This is a genomic window from Psychroserpens sp. NJDZ02 (genome assembly GCF_004843725.1).
GTDB lineage: Bacteria > Bacteroidota > Bacteroidia > Flavobacteriales > Flavobacteriaceae > Olleya.
In genome coordinates this window covers 1,377,118-1,394,986 of record NZ_CP039451.1, presented here as the reverse complement: position 1 = coordinate 1,394,986, position 17,869 = coordinate 1,377,118, and the positions used below count along the sequence as shown (strand labels likewise).

At 30.3% G+C, this 17,869-nt stretch carries 20 protein-coding genes and 2 pseudogenes; 5 read left to right on the top strand and 17 right to left on the bottom strand.

Annotated elements, in window-relative coordinates:
• Nucleotide 1: 1 nt before the first annotated feature.
• Nucleotides 2-349 carry a hypothetical protein gene (locus tag E9099_RS06185; RefSeq protein WP_136582816.1) on the bottom strand — a complete coding sequence of 116 codons (348 nt, stop codon included), beginning with the start codon at nt 347-349 and terminating at the stop codon, nt 2-4.
• 6 nt (nt 350-355) lie between these two features.
• Nucleotides 356-892 carry a GNAT family N-acetyltransferase gene (locus E9099_RS06180; protein WP_136582815.1) on the bottom strand — a complete coding sequence of 179 codons (537 nt, stop codon included), beginning with the start codon at nt 890-892 and terminating at the stop codon, nt 356-358.
• A gap of 267 nt (nt 893-1,159) precedes the next feature.
• Here E9099_RS06180 and E9099_RS06175 point away from each other — a divergent pair, with 267 nt between their 5' ends.
• Complete coding sequence (locus E9099_RS06175) at nt 1,160-1,492, top strand: single-stranded DNA-binding protein (protein ID WP_090841774.1); 333 nt, start codon at nt 1,160-1,162, stop codon at nt 1,490-1,492.
• Between the two features lie 71 nt (nt 1,493-1,563).
• On the opposite strand, the gene E9099_RS06170 is transcribed toward E9099_RS06175, so the two are convergent.
• Nucleotides 1,564-2,067: an HlyD family secretion protein gene (locus tag E9099_RS06170; protein ID WP_240788962.1), complete on the bottom strand. Its 504-nt coding sequence runs from the start codon at nt 2,065-2,067 to the stop codon at nt 1,564-1,566.
• 231 nt (nt 2,068-2,298) lie between these two features.
• On the opposite strand from E9099_RS06170, the pseudogene E9099_RS06165 reads away from it, so the two are divergent.
• Nucleotides 2,299-3,189 (top strand): annotated as a pseudogene (locus E9099_RS06165) (IS1595 family transposase).
• Between the two features lie 28 nt (nt 3,190-3,217).
• Here the strand turns inward: E9099_RS06165 and E9099_RS06160 are convergent.
• The 12 genes from E9099_RS06160 to E9099_RS06110 all read right to left on the bottom strand — a co-directional run bounded on the left by E9099_RS06160 (nt 3,218) and on the right by E9099_RS06110 (nt 11,592).
• Nucleotides 3,218-5,002, bottom strand: a complete 1,785-nt coding sequence (locus E9099_RS06160) for a hypothetical protein (protein ID WP_136582813.1) — start codon at nt 5,000-5,002, stop codon at nt 3,218-3,220.
• A gap of 482 nt (nt 5,003-5,484) precedes the next feature.
• Complete coding sequence (locus E9099_RS19145) at nt 5,485-5,628, bottom strand: hypothetical protein (RefSeq protein WP_168800721.1); 144 nt, start codon at nt 5,626-5,628, stop codon at nt 5,485-5,487.
• A gap of 12 nt (nt 5,629-5,640) precedes the next feature.
• Nucleotides 5,641-5,856, bottom strand: a complete 216-nt coding sequence (locus E9099_RS06155; RefSeq protein WP_136582812.1) for a hypothetical protein — start codon at nt 5,854-5,856, stop codon at nt 5,641-5,643.
• 25 nt (nt 5,857-5,881) lie between these two features.
• Complete coding sequence (locus E9099_RS06150) at nt 5,882-6,340, bottom strand: ferritin-like domain-containing protein (protein WP_136582811.1); 459 nt, start codon at nt 6,338-6,340, stop codon at nt 5,882-5,884.
• 42 nt (nt 6,341-6,382) lie between these two features.
• Nucleotides 6,383-6,853 carry an outer membrane protein gene (locus E9099_RS06145; protein ID WP_101016038.1) on the bottom strand — a complete coding sequence of 157 codons (471 nt, stop codon included), beginning with the start codon at nt 6,851-6,853 and terminating at the stop codon, nt 6,383-6,385.
• A gap of 43 nt (nt 6,854-6,896) precedes the next feature.
• Complete coding sequence (locus tag E9099_RS06140; RefSeq protein ID WP_116823882.1) at nt 6,897-7,049, bottom strand: lmo0937 family membrane protein; 153 nt, start codon at nt 7,047-7,049, stop codon at nt 6,897-6,899.
• A gap of 28 nt (nt 7,050-7,077) precedes the next feature.
• On the bottom strand, nt 7,078-7,515 hold the full coding sequence (locus E9099_RS06135; RefSeq protein ID WP_136582810.1) for a hypothetical protein: 438 nt from the start codon (nt 7,513-7,515) through the stop codon (nt 7,078-7,080).
• 22 nt (nt 7,516-7,537) lie between these two features.
• Nucleotides 7,538-8,116 (bottom strand): hypothetical protein, encoded by a 579-nt coding sequence (locus E9099_RS06130; protein WP_136582809.1) that lies wholly within the window; start codon nt 8,114-8,116, stop codon nt 7,538-7,540.
• A gap of 260 nt (nt 8,117-8,376) precedes the next feature.
• Nucleotides 8,377-10,161, bottom strand: coding sequence for a sensor histidine kinase (locus tag E9099_RS06125; protein WP_136582808.1), 1,785 nt, complete (start codon nt 10,159-10,161; stop codon nt 8,377-8,379).
• Nucleotides 10,162-10,164: 3 nt separating this feature from the next.
• Complete coding sequence (locus E9099_RS06120; RefSeq protein ID WP_136582807.1) at nt 10,165-10,611, bottom strand: response regulator; 447 nt, start codon at nt 10,609-10,611, stop codon at nt 10,165-10,167.
• A 5-nt stretch (nt 10,612-10,616) separates the two neighbouring features.
• Nucleotides 10,617-11,183, bottom strand: a complete 567-nt coding sequence (locus tag E9099_RS06115; RefSeq protein WP_136582806.1) for a helix-turn-helix domain-containing protein — start codon at nt 11,181-11,183, stop codon at nt 10,617-10,619.
• Between the two features lie 58 nt (nt 11,184-11,241).
• On the bottom strand, nt 11,242-11,592 hold the full coding sequence (locus E9099_RS06110) for a hypothetical protein (protein WP_136582805.1): 351 nt from the start codon (nt 11,590-11,592) through the stop codon (nt 11,242-11,244).
• Between the two features lie 225 nt (nt 11,593-11,817).
• On the opposite strand from E9099_RS06110, the gene E9099_RS06105 reads away from it, so the two are divergent.
• Nucleotides 11,818-13,020: a DUF3095 domain-containing protein gene (locus E9099_RS06105; protein WP_240788961.1), complete on the top strand. Its 1,203-nt coding sequence runs from the start codon at nt 11,818-11,820 to the stop codon at nt 13,018-13,020.
• Here the strand turns inward: E9099_RS06105 and E9099_RS06100 are convergent.
• Both E9099_RS06100 and E9099_RS19455 read right to left on the bottom strand, forming a co-directional pair.
• On the bottom strand, nt 13,006-13,464 hold the full coding sequence (locus E9099_RS06100) for a hypothetical protein (protein WP_136582804.1): 459 nt from the start codon (nt 13,462-13,464) through the stop codon (nt 13,006-13,008). The two genes, E9099_RS06105 and E9099_RS06100, sit on opposite strands and share 15 nt — an antisense overlap.
• A gap of 81 nt (nt 13,465-13,545) precedes the next feature.
• A pseudogene (locus E9099_RS19455) lies at nt 13,546-13,650 on the bottom strand (endonuclease); the annotation flags it as partial.
• A gap of 699 nt (nt 13,651-14,349) precedes the next feature.
• Between E9099_RS19455 and E9099_RS06090 the strand changes: the two are divergent.
• Nucleotides 14,350-15,147: a GLPGLI family protein gene (locus E9099_RS06090; RefSeq protein WP_136582803.1), complete on the top strand. Its 798-nt coding sequence runs from the start codon at nt 14,350-14,352 to the stop codon at nt 15,145-15,147.
• Nucleotides 15,148-17,823, top strand: coding sequence for a carboxypeptidase-like regulatory domain-containing protein (locus tag E9099_RS06085; RefSeq protein ID WP_136582802.1), 2,676 nt, complete (start codon nt 15,148-15,150; stop codon nt 17,821-17,823). It abuts the gene before it with no gap.
• Nucleotides 17,824-17,869: the final 46 nt, after the last annotated feature.

The window sequence follows — 17,869 nt, the reverse complement described above, 5'->3', positions numbered from 1 at the left end:
ATTATTGGCGTTTTACAAGTGCATAAAAATCGTTGTCTAAAGGCAAGTAACCTTGATCATAAACAAAATAATAAATAGTACCAGCTTTTGTAGTGTAAATACTTGTAAAATAATTAAAATCGAAACCTTTGGCGTCTAATTTAGTTTTGGTGGTTTTTGTTTTTTGATCAGGATTTAAGCTTTCTAAAATGCGCCAATTTTTACGTAAACGGTTATTAATGTTGCGGATTAAGTTTTTACCATCTTTATTAACCTTGTTGTTATGGGCATTTCTGCAACCGTCACTACAGAATTTTTTATCTATACGACCGACTATTTTATCGCCACATTCTGGACATGCTTTATTCATGATTGTTTATAAATTAGGGTTTGTAATGGCATACCAACGTAATTGTACAGCGTCTTCGGGATAGTAAAAATCTTCAATGTAATCTAAACCAATTTTTAATAGGGCATTATGTGACGCTTGATTATTTATTTCGGTTAAACCGAAAATAGTATCTAACTTCAGGGTTTCAAAGCCGTAATTAACAGCTGCTTTTCCAGATTCTGTGGCATAGCCTTTATTCCAATATTTGGGTATAAGTCGGTAGCCAACATCGTAAAAATTAGTCCGATTGTTAAACGTGTAATCGTCAATAAGTCTTAAGCCAGACCAGCCAATAAAATCGCCAGACTCTTTTTCTATAAGTGCTAATCTACAAATGCCATGTGCTTTATATTTTTGCTTGCATGTGGCAATGTATTCTAAACATTGGGCTTTATTGGTTACGGGTTTGTTTCCTAAATATTTGTGGACTAGTGGATCGGAATCTAATGCAAACAACCCATCAATATCTTGGTCTTCAAACTCGCGAAGTATTAAGCGTTCTGTTTCTATATAAATACGCATACTTATTTTTTATAGTTGAATTTTATGTTCTCAATTATTATTTCAAAATATATTCTAGTTTCTGAGTGATAGAAAATAATGGTGTAAATAATTGTGTCGTAAATAGTTAAATTGAAAAGGAAAGATACATAATTTCCGTTTACAAACGACAACAAACGTTTACAACCGACATTAAATGCGTAACTACCGATTACTATTTGGTTACTGAATCATCTTTGCAGTGTTGAATGGAACTAATGAAATTCAATACTATTAAAACCTTATCTTATGAATACGTTAAGAAACAAAGTACAGTTAATTGGAAACCTTGGACAAGATCCTGAAATTATTAATTTAGAATCTGGTAAAAAGTTAGCAAGATTTACATTAGCCACAAACGAAAGTTATAAAAACGCAAAAGGAGAGAAAATTACAGATACACAATGGCATCAAATAGTGGCATGGGGCAAAACGGCGGACATTATAGAAAAATATGTTATTAAAGGAAAAGAAGTGGCTATAGACGGAAAGCTAACCACCAGAAGTTGGGAAGATAAAGATGGTATGAAACGGTATACGACTGAGGTGCTTTGTAATGAATTGTTGCTGCTCGGGAAATAATATTTATAGGCCTATTACAATTATAAATTATTTTGGAATGACTTTAAAAGCACTCATTAATTTGAGTGTTTTTATTGTTTTAAAACTCCTCTAAATTGATAAAAGAAACGTTCTATCAGTCTTAAATCTTCTGTTATGATTTCAGCCGAACCCCTCATTTCTTGTCTAAAATCCAATGTCTTATTGTAAGATGTGATTAGGGTTTTTGGTAGGTTGACTTTAACAAGATATAAGCCTTCGGCATCTGGGATTAAAGAGATATTGTTTATTGTTCCTTTTAGGACTCCAAATTCAGTATCAGGATAGTTTTCTATTTTTATATTTACCCGTTGCCCTTTTTTTATTTTTCCAGAATTTTGAGCAGGTGTTTTTAGTTTAGCAATAAATGAAGAGTTTTCACTTGGAATAATTGTAAAGATTAAATCGCCCTGATTTACCGTTTGGTTGATATCCCAATAATTTAGAAATGCGACTTTACCGTCCATATTAGATTGTAAAAGATATTGAGACTCCCAATCTTTAATGGCTTTTTTTAATTGATTAAAAGTCTGAATGACGTTTTTAAGCAAACTCATTTCTTCTTTTACTCTATTTATTTCTGTGCCTTTAGATGTTTTTTTTGCATTACTAATACCCTCTCTTATTTGTGAAATAGATGATTCGAAATTCTTGTAATTGCGTTCTGCTTGGGCAAATTCTATCTGTTTATTTTCATAATCTTGAGCAGAAATGACACCTTTTTTGAATAGGGTTTTAGAGGTCAGTAGCTAAATTCGTATCTTAACTATCAATAAATATATGATATTATGGACATCTTTAAAGGTCAAAATCTTCTAGAGTTCTCTGATCACTTTAAAACAGACGATGATTGTAAAGAATACCTAGCTTCAATCAAGTCTAAAATAATATTTAAATGTTCAAGATGTAACCATACTGCCTGTCAATCAGGAGGTGATTTTTCTAGACAATGTAATATTTGTAGGCATACCGAGTCAGCTACTGCGGATACGCTTTTGCATAAAGTTAAGTTTGGTGTTAGAAAAGCATTTTTTATCTGCTTTGAGATGGCTGCATCGACTAAAAGTTTATCAGCTAGTTACATGAGAGTTCGTTACGGTGTAACCGAAAAGACAGCTAGACTATTTATACTCAAGGTAAGAGAGGCAATGTCTTCAAGTGGTTAACCCTATGGATGGAGAGGTTTTCGTTGATGAGTTCGTTTTAGGTGGTCGCGATAAAGGTAAAACTGGTAGAAGCTACGATGGTAAGAAAAAGAAAGCAATCACCGCTATCCAGTTCACCAAAGAAGGAAAGGTTAAGAGAATGTATGCTATAAAAATAGAAGACTTCTCCGACCAATCACTGCAATATATTTTTATTAATCATATAAGTCGAGAGGCTAACGTAACGACAGATAAGTCGAGAGGTTATAGGCCTATAGCAAAAGCTCACGATATCACACAAATAGAGAGTAACAAAGGATTAAACTTTAAGGCACTCATACCATGACACATCAAGTTAAGTCTTGGATAAGAACAACGTATTCTTGGGTAAGCGATGACAACTTAAATAGATACTTTAACGAATTCTGTTTTAGAATAAACCGATCACAAAGTAAGACTACAATATTCAATAATCTAATCACTAAAATGGTAAAAGGAAATAAAATGTATCAATCTCAATTAATAAGCAATTAACTACTGACCTCTATAAAATCATATTATTTTAGTCTTCTTGTAGCCAGTTGTCTTCCACTTTTTCTATAAAATTAAAATTAGTCTTCATAAATTCCTCATCCTCTTTCTCGTTTTTCTTGCTAAATCCAAGTTCGGATAGATCGGTTTGATCTATAATAAACCCGTAAGTGTTTTTAAAAAGATATTTTATTTTTTGTAGTTTTAATTTATCTACTAAACAGTTCTTTTCGCTATACAAATTCCCTTTATATAACATAAAACAAGTGCTTGCATTTATAAACCCAGTTAAGTTATTGCGAACATTGTCGTACTCAAATTTTTTGGCATTTTCTTTTAAGATATCTTTTATTTCTGTGAGTCTATTGCTATTAACTTGGTGGCTGTGATTTATTAAAACATAATAATCTGGATTTATATCTATAATTGTATCATTTGTTATTTCAATACCTATTTTTTCTTCTGTAGGGAAACCTTCTTTTGTAATCAATTTTATTAATTCTCCATCAACTATTTGGGTTGTTTCATTTAGCTTGGACCGCTCGAATTTGCCTTTGGAATGTGCTACATAATCCTTTTGATCCATGGCGATTAACTCAAACAATCTAGTTTTTAAAACTAGATTTAATCCTTTTTGATACTGGTCATTAAGTTTAGAATATTTTAATAAAAAGGAATTCCATAATTTTTTACCTTTTAGTCTTTTAAATATATTAGCATTATAATAGTTAAGAGAGACTCCTTTTAATGCCAATTTTTCACACAGTAATATTGCTGTTTTATCATCTCTAGTTGTAATTGCTACGCGAACTGCATTGTGTAAATCTCTTGCGAATATATAGTGCTCTTTTTCTAATAATTTGTTGTATTCATCTCTAGCTTTGGCGTATTGGTTATTTGCTATATAACCTTCTGCAGTTTTAACTATTTCATAATACCAAGGTTGTTTTGGTTTAGGAATAGTGTCTTTATACAATTCTTGTATATTGTTACGTATTATGACTTTAAATTTTTTATTATCATGTTTTTTTTCTTTTTTCTTATTTGCCTTTACTTTTTTACGTCTTTTATCTTTAGTATTAAAAACTAATTGTCCTATTTCAAAAATTTCAGTATAACAGTTTGTTAATCCAAAAGTTAATATAGAATGAGGATTAATCTTGGCTTTAATACTAAATATTCTATTAGTTCCTTTTTGTGTCTCAAAATGATGATAATTATTTATGTAAAAGGAGGAGAAGGTATCTAGAATTGTCTTTTTGTTAATATTCTTGTCTTTATGTGTTATTTTGTATTTATCGGGATAATTAATCATTAAGTCTGGAACATAGTATAATTTACTTATGGTGTCTTTTTTCCCCCCAATATATATATTAACATTATTTTTTTCCACCTTAGTTCCAGATTGTTTGTATATATCGTCTTTTGCAGACCATCCTTTTTTTACAACACCTTGAATGCTAACTAAGCTATCTTTGGGATTAAAACTAAATTTTTCCAAGACCACTTTCATGTAGTACATCTTGAAGTATTCATTAAAATGTATGTTAGTTTTATCTAACATTGAGTACTTTATTCCATAATTTAAAATCCCTTTATACTCGCTCTCATTTACAAAATAAGGTAAGGTGTCTCCTTTAGATAACGTGCGTTGTTTGTTCCAATTATTTTTGTAAAACCAAAAATTGTAAACACCAGAATCTACTTTGTAAGCTTCTATATCTTTTTGATTAAAACTCATTATTCCTTTTTGGGAAAAAGTAATATTAGTTATTAAAAAAGTGAAACTAATTATTAGAGTTAGTTTAATTTTCATTTATTTTATGTTTGCCTTTTTAACTCTTAAAAAGAGTTGATTATTGTTTAAAACTATTAATCAACTCTTTTTTTTTTTTTTTTAACTTACTGAGCTGGAGTAATTACCTGGTATGTTTTGGCATGGTAAGTAATACGATTATCTCTGTCTGAATCATACCTATAAGTATAAGTATGACCACCTCCTGAATTAGTTCCACGCTTTAATTATGGCGGATAGTATTTCCAAAAAATAAAACAAACTAATTAATCATTTGTAAGATCTAGTCATTTTTTTAACCTGAATATGGTGCTTAATAACAACATAAGAAGTAATTATTTTGGAAATAAATGAAAAGAAGTAGCAATAACCATGAAACGGTATACGACTGAAGTCCTCTGTAAAGAGTTATTACTGCTGAGGAAGTAGTAGTTTATAATATTGTTTTAAACATACAAAAGGCTCGCAATTATTGCGGGCCTTTTGTGTTGATTTACAAGATGTTAATCTACGGCATCTTCTACATCATCTGCGACATTTTCTACTGCGTCTCCTACTTTTTCTCCTGTTGATTTTTCTTCTCTACATCCTGTTAGCGTAATCGCTAAACTAAACATAACTAGAAAAGTATATGCTAATTTTTTCATGTTGGTCGTGTTTTAAGATTTGTCTTTTACTTTAATGCCGTCCTCATTGATTTTTACCTTTTTATCCTCGGTTTCCATCTTGATTTTGTCATCTTTTATTTTTATATCTGTACCATCATCATCTTTCATTTCCTGAATAACTTCTTCTTTTTCTGTTTGCTCTCTGCACGCCACGAAGGAAGTGGATAAAAGCACTAGTGTCAATATGGTATATAGTATCTTTTTCATGATTTTTGGTTTTTAAAAGGTTAGATTATCCTATAATATCCTCAAGTCTTTTTACGGTATTTAATGCCGATCTTACAGTGGTTAACTGAGATTCAATAATAGTCTTGATTTCAGAGTCTTCATTAAATTGTTCTAGCTTTTCTTCGTATTCACTAAGACTTGCTTTTTCTCCTCTAATGCATTCTTCTAATAGCGCTTCATCTGTTTCAGAAGATAAAGTAGATTTTACATTAATCCATCCTCTGTGTAAATCAGCTGCAATGGTTCCAGATGTTTTAGGCTCTGCATTGTGCTTTCTTATTTGAAAATCTAACTCGGTTGCAAACGTATTACGTTGTAATGCCTTTTGTTGCATCCAGTTTTTTAAAGGTGCATTTTCTGTTTTTTGCATTACTTGTTTATAACCAGCTTCTGCATCGTAGTTTTTTTGAAGTAAGTCTTGTAATGTATTTACTAATGCGTTATTGTCTTTTGTCGTTTTCATAATTTTTAGTTTTTGATGTGTTAATAATTAATTGGGATTGTTTTAGAATCTATAGCGTATCCCTAAGGCTATATCAAAGTCAACATCGTCACTATAAGCATCATCAAATCCTAATTCTGGTCTAAAATCTAATGATAATTGTAATGGAATATCAAAATTGTACTCGATACCAATGTCTCCAGCGACTAAAGCAAAAGTGCCATCATCATTTCCTGAATCGTAAGATCCAAATCCGGCACCTGCACCAACATACCAGTTAAAGCTGTCATCTATCGGCATAACCCATTGGTATAACCCAACTAGTTTAAATACGTCTAAGTTATCGGAGTCTCTCCAACCTAAATCCAACTCTAATCTGTTGTTGTCGTTTAAATGCCTTTGGTATGATATTTCTCCACCTAGTCCATCGTTATCACCTAATCTTAAACCTAGTGCGTTTTTAGAAATATCTTGTGCATTTACTGTAAATGCTGTGATTGTTATGGCTAGTATTGAGAATATTATTTTTTTCATATGTATTTTTTGTTTATTATTTGTATTAAAAATTTTATAGTAGTTAGACGCCTTTTCCGCCTATTAGTCTTAGTAATATTGCTATTACTGCAATGACTAGAAGGATGTGAATTAATCCACTTGCGCTGTACACAAAAAATCCTAGTGCCCAACCTATTACAAGTATTACTGCGATAATATAAAGTAGTCCTCTCATGATATTTTATGGTTTTAGGTTAATATTTTTATTTGTTTGATTTAAAAGATTCAATAATTTTGGTTTTTTGGACTTCTAAATCCCCCATTAATTTCACCATGGTTGTGGCTTGACTTATAGATGTAGCAACACCTGTTGCATATCCTCGATCTGTAATAACACCCCAAGTATAAATACGATCGGCATTTTGAGGGTGATTTAAATTAATGCTAGTAATGTTTTTATTAATGATTTTTGATGTTTTAGAAAGCTCTGAGATTTGACTGTTAGCCTCCTTTAAATTATCTGCTGTACCTGTAAATACACCAGTAGAAGTTTTTACAGTCCATTGATAAATTTGTGGTTTGTCCACTTTGACTTTGGGAGTATTATTTAACAAGTCACTGTCTAATAAGTCTAATTCTGCTGCCGAAACAAAAAATGTGCTTGTAACTAAAAATATTAAGGTGAATATTGTTGTTTTCATAGTAATTGTTTTCATAATTATTTTAACTGTTTGTAATTATATTATTTATAATGTTCTTTGTTTTTTTTAGGCTATCCTCTATTTTAGAGTCCGCTTTACCAATCAATGTTTTAAAGTCTGGACTATTGGTTGTTTTTGATAGTTTATCTAATAAAAACAATTGATTGTCTATTTTAGATTCTAGCTTTTTTAAGGTTTTAATTTTATAATCTTGTTGGTTGCTATCTAAAGGTGGCTTAATTGTTATTTCTGAATAGTTAGGTATTGATATTAATTTGTCCGAGGCTACTTCATGAAAATCTTCTGCAATCTCTAAATGTGTTAGTTCAATTTTTTTTGCCAAAGCAACATTTTGATCTTTAATAATTACATCTTGTAATACTTTACTCAGTTTAATGACATCTTGGTTGTCTTTAGATAACATTAGTAATAGCTTAGCTTCATTTTTGTTGGTACTTATGGTTTGATTGGTTTGTTCTGTTTTTTTCTTTTCTCGATGTTTGTTTGTGATTAACTCATCACAAGAAATAAAGCTTAAAGCAATCAGTAATACAGTACAGAAGACTAAAACGGTTACTCTTCTATTTTTAAAATATTTCATTGTCTTACTTATAATTTTATGATGTTACAAAGATGCAACCGATGTCTTGTTTTGATGTTACATCATTTTTTGTATTAGTTATAGAATTCTCATTTCTGTTTCATTCGTTACTAATTACACTGCAAAGGTGACACTTAAGAGCAATTTTTGTGTTACATCATTTTCATAGAGCGTTATAAAATTTCAATATTGATTTACATTTTTTGCATAAAAAAAGCCTTACTAAAAAGTAAGGCTGGAGATAAAAAGTGTTGGTGTCTTTAGTCGATAGGTAAATAGACTGTAAATATGGCGCCTTTACCAGGTTGTCCACTAGCGGTAATATAGCCTTTATGGTTTTCTACGATTTTTTTACATATCGATAAGCCTATACCTGTTCCAGAATATTCGTCTTTATTATGTAATCTGCTAAACAGTGTAAAAATTTGTTCTGCATATTGATTGTCAAAACCAATACCATTATCTGTAAAGACTATTTTATGGTAAAAAGGTTTTTTAGGTTTTATGATAGGATCTTCTTTTTCTGCTTCAATAATCTGATGTGTAATCGTTATTTTAGGTGTTTGTCCTTCAATTTTATATTTAATTGAATTCCCTAATAAATTGACAAACAACTGTTGTATTTGAAAAGGTATGACGGTCATTGTAGGAAATGCATCCGATGTGATTTCTGCATGTTCTGATGAGATAATCTCTGCTAAATCTTGTTTTGCTGCTTCTAGTAAAAGATTGACATTAGAGTCTTCAAAAACTTTGTCAGCTTTATTTGATCTAGAAAACTGAAGCAAATCGTCAATTAACGAGCGCATTCTAGTCGCTGCATTTTGTATTCTGTTAATATATTTTAATCCTTTTTCTGATAATTTTTCTGCTTCTTCATCTTCTAGACGTGATAAAAACGTTTGAATTTTTCGTAATGGTTCCTGTAAATCATGACTGGCTACATAATTAAAAGAAGATAATTCTTTATTGTTTCGTTCTAGCTCTGCGTTACGTTCTTCTAAGACTCTAAAGCTTGTAATCTCGTCTGTAATATCCGCGGTTGTCCCTAGTAATACGGTTTCATCATCGTCGTTAACTAAAGATTTACCATAAGCTTTAAGATGCTTTATATTCCCGTTTTTGTGCACCACCCTGTAATAGATATAAGGGAGTTCGGCGTCTTCGCGCATTTGTTCTACTTGTTCCTTTAGTTGGTCGACATCTTCGGGATGCACGTACTTCATAAAGTTGTCTATGGTAGATTCAAAAGATTGTGGTTGTTCTCCTAACAATCTATATAAATTGTCAGAGTAGGTAAACGTATTGGTTTGAGCATTCCAAGTCCAGCTACCATGTTTACTTACAATTTCCGACTGATTGGTAGATTCTTTAAAAATTTCTAATTCTTCGTTTGATGCTTTTAATCGTTTTATGTTTTTGTAAATATTATTATAAGCTGCATACATCAGTAATAGCGAACATAATAAAAGAGAAAATAATAACAAAGGTGTTGCCATCAAGTCGCTTTTATAGGCATCGTTCCGTTTGTCTAATAAATTGTTTTGTAATGTGATAACGCCTTTAATTTTATCTCTAATGCTATCCATTAACACTTTGCCGTTCCTGAAATTAGAAATAAAATTAGGATCGTCAATATCATTTTTTGGAAGTGATCGGTAAGAGGTCTGAAAGGCCAATAACCTTTTGTTAATTAAGACATTTAAATCTATTAAATTATCTTTTAATACACTGTTATCTGTGGTTAATGCTTTAAGTTCTGCAAAACTGTTGTTTATTTTACTTCTACCGACAATATAAGGCTCTAAAAAAATAGAGTCATTTGTAATGATATAACCACGTTGTCCTGTTTCTGCATCTTTAAGATTGGATAGTATTTGCTCTAATTCGACATTGACTTTATAGGTGTGTGTTATCATTTCGGAAGACTTAGTGACTTCCGTGATGCTTCTATAAGTTAAGGCGCCAACAACGAGAATAACCAATGCGCTTATGTAAAGCATTGATCTTAAGAAAGAAATATTATTTGATAATGTTTTGATCATAGTTTAAAAACGTAATAGGAAGTTTTCTTTGTTCATGCTATTGGTATGGTATTGCCAATTGATTGTCACGACTTCTGCTAATACTTTTTTAAGCGTTTTAAAATCGCTAGGCTTTTTAATATAAATATTGGCTCCTTGTATAAAGGTGTTTTCAATATCTTCTTCGGAAGCTGAGGTGGAGTAAATCGCTATTGCAATATCCTTAAATTTTGGATTTTGTTTGATTTCTTTCAAGCATTCTAAACCTGACTTTCTAGGCATATTTAAATCTAAAAATAACACGTTAGGCAGTAAGGCGTCATCACTATTTAAATAATCCATCAAGTAAACACCATCGTTATATGTTTTAACTCTGGTGGTTATTTTTATGTCGTCAAAAGCATCTGTAAAAAATAATCTGTCATCTTCGTCATCGTCTGCCAACGTTATGTTTATATAGTCTTCTTGCATGTCTTTTACTGGTTGTTTTGTTGATTTAATGCTCTTCTTTTTGCAATGATTCGTTGAAACGCCGAAGGTGTAATACCTGTCGTGTTTTTAAATTGCGTGCTTAAATGGGCAACGCTAGAGTAGTTTAGCCTAAATGCAATTTCGGTTAAACTAAACTCTTGTTTATTAATTAATTGTTTAGCAAATTCTATTTTCTGAATAATAATAAAATGCTCAATAGACGTATACGTTACTTCAGAAAATAAGTTAGAAAGATACCCGTAGCTATGCTCCAAAGTTTCCGCTAAATAGACTGAACTTTTTACATTAACCACTGTATCCTCATTAAAAACCATATCGATAATAGTGTCTTTAATTTTTTGGACTAAAATGCTTTTTTGATTTTCGACAATGTCTATTTGATACTTGCTTAAAGCTTCTTCTAGTTTGGCGTGTCTATCTTTGCTTAGTTTTTCTAAAACTTCGATTTCTCCAAATCCAATCGTTTTATATTTGACGTCATTAGCGTTTAGTGTTTGCTCTAAAACTATTTGGCAAATAGCATTAAAATCGAATTTAAAAAACAGGGTCATATTATATATTTAGTTACAAAATAAAGATAATATAAAAATATATTAAAAGTCTATATTATTAAAGTCTAGTGATAATATTAATGATTTTTGCAGTGTTGGAAACAGTATATTTAGTCGTGTTTTTGGTACCCTTTTTATCTAGAATAAATGAAGTGTTCTCTGATGTTATAATAATATTTTGATTAGAATCTATTGATACTTTATAGTTTGGGATTTTTATTTTGATATCAAAATAGTCATCATCAATAGCGAGTCCTAATGCTGATGTAACATTGGTTTTCTCCATTTTAACTGTTGTTTTTATTGCCGGTAGTTGACTAACTATTGTGACATCATTATTAGTCGATAGGATTAACATAGGGGTTATACAAATCAGGACTATAATTAAAAGCAGTTTATTAGGTTTCATGTCTTCGGTTTTAAAAATACTACTCTACTATCTATATTAACAACCAACCACGATCAGGATACTAAAATCCTTAAACCTAAATTTCGAGTAGTATTGTATTAATTATTATTGTGTTGTAAAATTAATAAGAGAACCTATTTAAGGTGTTACATAATTTTATAGGGATGTTACATGATTTTGTAATTAAGAGAACAATTACTTTAGTAGTATCTTTGCTAGCTAAGTATGGTCTTTAAGATCCTTAATGTAATGATGACAGCAGATTTAGATTTTTATAAAAATATTAAGAAAAACAGTTTGCCATTAACAGACCTATTAAAGGATGAAAGTCTGTTTTCTAGTGTGCCTAAAAACTGGTCTGTAGTAGTGACTGATATTGAAAACTCTACCGTGGCTGTATCACAAGGATTTCATAATGATGTTAATTTATGTGCTACGGGAAGTATAATAACCGTTTTGAATACTTTAAAAAGTATTAATAAAAAAGTAACAATTCCTTATTTTTTTGGAGGCGATGGGTCCACTTTTATTATTCCCAACACGTTATTGGAACCTGTCTTATTGGCTTTAAACAATTATAGTCAACATATAAAAAACACTTTGAAGCTTAATTTAAGAGTTGGACATGTAGACGTTGAGAAACTTTATGCAAATAATGTGACGCTAAGAATAACAAAATTAAGACATAATAAATACCTGACAACTCCTGTTGTGTTAGGTAATGGTATTAAATATGCTGAGACCATTATAAAAGCGCAATTTATAGCTTCTGAAACTATAAGTAATAACAAGATAGAATTAAATCTAGAAGGAATGGAGTGTCGATGGGATGAAATATCTCCAAATCAATCTGACAAAAAAGTTATATGTCTTCTAGTAAATTGTGAGGATGAAAAAAAGCAAGCCGAAATTTTTGGCACTATAATGAATGAGATTAATTACATTTTTGGTAATCTTGAAAAACGGAATCCAATTAGTGCTTTAAAGTTAAAGCTAAACACCTCTTTACAAAAAATAAGAAAAGAGATGTATGTCAAAAAAGGAAAAAATAGTAAAGGCTATCTAATCAATAATTGGCTTGTAACGCTATTTGGAAAGTATTACTTTAAACTGTTTAAAGCAGGTAAATATTATGTTTTTAAAGTTAGTCAACTCTCAGATACTATTATGTTAGATGGCTCTATCAATACAGTAATAAGTGGTACAGACAAACAGGTTAATCGATTACAAATTCTATTAGATGATTTAGAGTCTAGTGACAAGATTATTTACGGATTACATATCACGCATGCCTCTATAATGTCTTGTTATATCGAAGATAGAAAAGAAAAGCACATCCATTTTGTAGATGGCACAGAAGGTGGTTACACAAGTGCAGCCATAGCGGTTAAAGAAAAACTGAAAAGAAAAAGATTAGCTAACCCGTAATCTTGAAAAGTAAAAGTCTTGCTTGGTAGTTAAAAGGTTGTTTTTTAATGTGTTTAACAAGTTGTAAGACGATTTAGATAGTATCCCAGATTTCATCTCTTTATTAAGTTCGTTCAAAAAATAGGCGTTAAGTTTTAAGCATTCGTTAATTATAACATCATCTTCAATTTTATAAAAAAGGCTTTTAACTTTTAGAAAACTATATTTTAATTTGATTGCAGAGTTACTCAGCTCTTTTTGTGTGCTATTTAACGTTTTTAAAATGGATATCGATTGTTGTTTAAAGGATAGTGTATAGCTTAAATGGTCTTCAATCCAGGATTTTATATCGTCATTTGTGGTCTTAGATTGTAAATAAACATAAGATAATTCTATAGTGTTACTAACCGTAAGTAAATGCTTTATAGCATTACTACCTACGTCGTACTTTATTATATTATCCATCTTAATGCGTTTATTTGAGTCAAAGTTATGCAAATAGCATGCCTAGAATTTTATAACATTTTTAATAAGTGTTATATAATATTATTTTTTCTTCAAAACCATATACACAGGAAAAAGATCGCTGTAGCCACCTTTATAGGTTTTACCAACATAGGTTCTGTAAGGCGTGCCTTTATAACGACCTTCGGCTTATGCTTTCGTTGGGGCAGATTATTTTGCAACAGGTCATTATTATCAAAAGGCTTCTGTCATTAAATCCGGAACAGAGATATTCCAACTTCGCGCAGAAGCAGATGATAATAAAGAGTAATCCTATTTTTTATGCCAGTTATAGTAAGAGTAACTAACCAAGACATGGTTTTTTTTGTAGTATCAGTTAAAACCTGAAATCTAAGCTAGCTCAAAAATGATGACTAGACACAAAGCACTGGGAAATTAGTAGGTAAAGCTCAAGGAGCTTTTCATATTACAATTTGGTAACGAAAAGGTCTTGCTGTGAGAGAGGTGTTTTAAAACCTCTTTTGGTGTGTGAGATAAGATTTGCGGGATGCTTAAGGATTTAATATTAATACAATTAGATTAAACACTTCAAGTAGAAGCGAGAATAAGATATAGATAGATATTAAAAAAGTAGTGCTTTATCAAGTAGAAGGTGGTTTATATGTCCTTTTTGATAATCTTCAACCTGCCATTATAAAAGGTCAGTTTGTCACTTGGTAACACAAATATGAGTGTCTGGGGTCAGGAGTTCTTTCTTGATTGGTAATTGTTTTTTAAGTAAAGATTGTCATAATAAAAAAAGAACGACTACTTTTAAAATCTTAAGGCGTTTGCTGGAAAGCCTTATCATTGTCTAAGTTTTTTTCTTTATAAATATATAATACTATGAAATATTTTAAAATTTTATTTGTAACGTTCTTTTTTTTAATGAGTAATTTGTACGCTCAAAATCTATCAATTACTTATAATGCAACAAAAAATGCAAGTGATGAGATTCTTGCTCTCTCATCAGAATACAACTTATACATTAACGGAACTACATCTGCTTACTATAGTAATAATGACGATTCAAAGCCATATCAAGATCAATCATTCATTATAAATACAGACCAAATAGGTGAATTTAAAGAGGTTAACATAGCAGACAATTACACAGCATATTTAGTTCAATATTTATTTTACAAAGATTATAAAGAGAACACCCTTATTTATAATGCGTTAATAGGAACAAAAAAAGTAATTATAAAAGAGGATATTAACCTTATAGATTGGACCATACATTCTGACTCAAAAAAGAATATTTTAGAATATGAGTGTATAAAGGCCACAGGAACCTTTAGAGGTAGGGAATATGAGGCATATTTTGCTCCGGAATTATCGCAACGTGGTGGGCCTTGGAAGTTTGATGGGCTGCCAGGCGTGATACTTTCTGTAAAAAGTTTAGATGGGTATTATACAATAGAACCTCTTGAGATTGCTAAAAATAGTACTGAAAATAGTGAAATATCAAATGTTTATAACGACGAGAAAATCATTAGTTGGGATACTTATAAAATTGATTTTAAGAAATGGATGGTCAAACAGTTAAAAAAATTAAAGTCTCGATCATCGGCTGGAGAGAATGGATCTATTGAAATTACAGATAGAATCGAAGATTTAGGGATAGGTAAGTTATCTTTTTAAATGGCTAAAAAAAATAACTACGTACTCTTAATTATTTTTTTTCTGATTAAGGTTTCAACTTTATGCAGTCAGACTGTAAAAGGAACGATTACAGATAAAAATAATACACTAATAAATGTTGCAAACATACTTATAAAGAAGGATTCTTTAACTATTTCGGAATATACGTTGCCTTCTGATGGGATCTATGAGATTAGCTTGAAAAAAGATTATCTTGATAAGATTATCATAGAAGTAGATGCTTACGGTTATAAAAAGCAACAGAAAACAATTACTAATCCAGAAAAATCAAAATTTTATACTGTAAACTTTAAACTTGAAGATTATGAAGAAAGTCTAGAAGAGGTGGTTATTACAGCTCCTAGAAAAGCAGTGGTCATAAAAAAAGATACGATAAGTTATAATCTGGCGTCTTATCTGTCTGGAGAAGAGGTGAAGGTTGAAGATATATTAAAAAAATTGCCAGGCATCACGGTAAATGAAGATTCTGGAGCTATTAAATTTAAGGGTAAGGCTATAGAATCTCTTTTATTAGGGGGTGATGACCTATTTGGACATAATTATGTGTTAGGCTCTAAAAATATTAATGCAAGTGTAATAGCACAAGTACAAGCTATCGAAAATTATTCTGAAAATCCCCTTCTTAAAGGGATAGAAGATGGGGAGAAAGTTGCTATTAACCTAGTACTTAAAAAAGGTAAATTTGACTTTTCTGGAAATGTCGACACAGGATTAGGTTTTTTTGAAGATTTAGATCTAGCTCATTATACAAGTGCAACCTTGTTAGGGGTTACTAAAGGCTATAAATCTTTTGCAACCATAGGGTCTAATAATCTAGGAACTAATAATTCTCCGTTTGACCATTTTAGTTCTCAAAAAAACACAGAACAACTAAGAGAAGTAGATTACTTTGCAGAAAAAGTAATACCTACCACCCGATTTTCTAATTTTTTAAGTGATAATAGAGTAAATATTAATAACCAGTTATTTGGAAACTATAATGCTATTTTCAAAGTAAATAAAAAGATTGATTTAAAAACAAATCTATATTATTTAAAAGATCATTTAAAAAACGATCAATTTATAGAGAATACATTTAATTTAGAAAACGAAATTTTTACTACAGTAGATGACATCTCTTATTCTAATAAACCAAGGCAATATAGGGGTGATGTAGAATTAAAATACAAAATATCCAATACAGTGTTGTTAACCTATAATTTTAGAGCGAGACAAGAAGATATTAGTAGTACCTCAGATATAAAGTCTAATAATAATAATAATAATGATAATTCTTTTGAAACCATATTAGATTCAGATGACTTTTTTATTCTCAATGAATTGAATTATACAAAGCGCCTGACGGGTAAAAAAGCAGTTCAATTTATTGTATATCAGTCTAGTAATAAAATCGATCAAGGGTATAGGATTACGCCTTCTTTTTTATCTAATAGTGATTTTAATTTACAAAATGTAACTCTTGATAAAAATCGCTTAGGGGGAGAAGTATCATTTTTAGGAAGTTCAAAAAAGGGGAGTAATTACGCGTTGTTTGTCAAAGCTAAAAGTGTCGGGCACAACCTAACCTCTGATCTATTAGATAGTAATCAAGACGATAGTAATAATTTAAGTCAAAATGATCTAAATTATTCAAAAAAGAAAATAGAACAGAGCGGCTATTATAATTTTAATTTTAAAAGATTCCGAGTCATTCCAGAATATTCGGTAGGTATTCTACAAAATAATATAGACAACAGAGCTCCTTTAAATGATCAAAATCAAACTAATTTAGTGCTAAAAAACGCATTAAAATTAAGATATAAAATTAATAGGATAAGTTTTTTGCAAAGCTCTGTATCTTACGAAACAGATAATAAAATAGAAAGTTATCTTTTTTCAAACACTATTTTAATTAATAATAGAACCTTAGTTACTAATACGCCAGATCTAGACGTGCAAGAGACCTTAAGTGCAGGTTTACTATATTATTTTTACAATTTAGAAACAGAAAATTCTTTAAATGTTACTCTTAATTATAATAGAAGTAAGAATAGTTTTTTTGTTAACTCTTTTATAGACGAAAACACAACGCGTATCAATTATATTTTCTTACCAGAAAGTCAAGATGATTTTAGTGCAACTGTTAATGGGGAGCTATTCGTTCCGTTTGCAGATACTTTTGTAGAGTTTAATAGTAATGCCTCTGTTTTTAATTATAAAAACTTAGTAAATAATTCCTTATTAAGGAATAATGTGAGTAAGATTGGAAGTCTAGGCGTAAATCTTAGAACCGCTTTTTTATCGTCTCTAAATTTTAGAAATAATTTTAAATTTCAGTACTCAGATACAAAAACTAGTGATGGAAGTTTATTTATTAATAGATCCCTTCGCAACTCGTTTAGCACTTTATTTAAATGTAACGATGCGTTTTTTTTTAAACTAACATCAGATGTTTTTTTACCTTCTTTTTCTAATGATAATGCGTTTTATAATTTCATAGATTTCTCTGTTAGATATACTCCAAAAGGTAAAAAATATAGTCTTGAATTAGTGTCTAATAATATACTCAACGAGGTTAATTTTGAGCAAGTTCAAGTGTCTGATTTTGGAACTAATATTCAAAGAACAAGCTTACTTCCTTCTTATACCTTTTTAGCTTTGAGCTATACTTTTTAAATAGTCTAGTTATATTTAAATTCTTATTTTTTCTTTCTACTAGTCT

What these genes read in the sequence shown, in the direction of transcription:
- E9099_RS06100 (WP_136582804.1), bottom strand. Translation starts at nt 13,464, where the DNA reads ATGGATAATATAATAAAGTACGACGTAGGTAGTAATGCTATAAAGCAT.
- E9099_RS06180 (WP_136582815.1), bottom strand. Translation starts at nt 892, where the DNA reads ATGCGTATTTATATAGAAACAGAACGCTTAATACTTCGCGAGTTTGAA.
- E9099_RS06120 (WP_136582807.1), bottom strand. Translation starts at nt 10,611, where the DNA reads ATGCAAGAAGACTATATAAACATAACGTTGGCAGACGATGACGAAGAT.
- E9099_RS19145 (WP_168800721.1), bottom strand. Translation starts at nt 5,628, where the DNA reads ATGAAAAAATTAGCATATACTTTTCTAGTTATGTTTAGTTTAGCGATT.
- E9099_RS06170 (WP_240788962.1), bottom strand. Translation starts at nt 2,067, where the DNA reads ATGAGTTTGCTTAAAAACGTCATTCAGACTTTTAATCAATTAAAAAAA.
- E9099_RS06160 (WP_136582813.1), bottom strand. Translation starts at nt 5,002, where the DNA reads ATGAAAATTAAACTAACTCTAATAATTAGTTTCACTTTTTTAATAACT.
- E9099_RS06150 (WP_136582811.1), bottom strand. Translation starts at nt 6,340, where the DNA reads ATGAAAACGACAAAAGACAATAACGCATTAGTAAATACATTACAAGAC.
- E9099_RS06085 (WP_136582802.1), top strand. Translation starts at nt 15,148, where the DNA reads ATGGCTAAAAAAAATAACTACGTACTCTTAATTATTTTTTTTCTGATT.
- E9099_RS06110 (WP_136582805.1), bottom strand. Translation starts at nt 11,592, where the DNA reads ATGAAACCTAATAAACTGCTTTTAATTATAGTCCTGATTTGTATAACC.
- E9099_RS06145 (WP_101016038.1), bottom strand. Translation starts at nt 6,853, where the DNA reads ATGAAAAAAATAATATTCTCAATACTAGCCATAACAATCACAGCATTT.
- E9099_RS06125 (WP_136582808.1), bottom strand. Translation starts at nt 10,161, where the DNA reads ATGATCAAAACATTATCAAATAATATTTCTTTCTTAAGATCAATGCTT.
- E9099_RS06130 (WP_136582809.1), bottom strand. Translation starts at nt 8,116, where the DNA reads ATGAAATATTTTAAAAATAGAAGAGTAACCGTTTTAGTCTTCTGTACT.
- E9099_RS06155 (WP_136582812.1), bottom strand. Translation starts at nt 5,856, where the DNA reads ATGAAAAAGATACTATATACCATATTGACACTAGTGCTTTTATCCACT.
- E9099_RS06175 (WP_090841774.1), top strand. Translation starts at nt 1,160, where the DNA reads ATGAATACGTTAAGAAACAAAGTACAGTTAATTGGAAACCTTGGACAA.
- E9099_RS06185 (WP_136582816.1), bottom strand. Translation starts at nt 349, where the DNA reads ATGAATAAAGCATGTCCAGAATGTGGCGATAAAATAGTCGGTCGTATA.
- E9099_RS06105 (WP_240788961.1), top strand. Translation starts at nt 11,818, where the DNA reads ATGGTCTTTAAGATCCTTAATGTAATGATGACAGCAGATTTAGATTTT.
- E9099_RS06140 (WP_116823882.1), bottom strand. Translation starts at nt 7,049, where the DNA reads ATGAGAGGACTACTTTATATTATCGCAGTAATACTTGTAATAGGTTGG.
- E9099_RS06090 (WP_136582803.1), top strand. Translation starts at nt 14,350, where the DNA reads ATGAAATATTTTAAAATTTTATTTGTAACGTTCTTTTTTTTAATGAGT.
- E9099_RS06115 (WP_136582806.1), bottom strand. Translation starts at nt 11,183, where the DNA reads ATGACCCTGTTTTTTAAATTCGATTTTAATGCTATTTGCCAAATAGTT.
- E9099_RS06135 (WP_136582810.1), bottom strand. Translation starts at nt 7,515, where the DNA reads ATGAAAACAACAATATTCACCTTAATATTTTTAGTTACAAGCACATTT.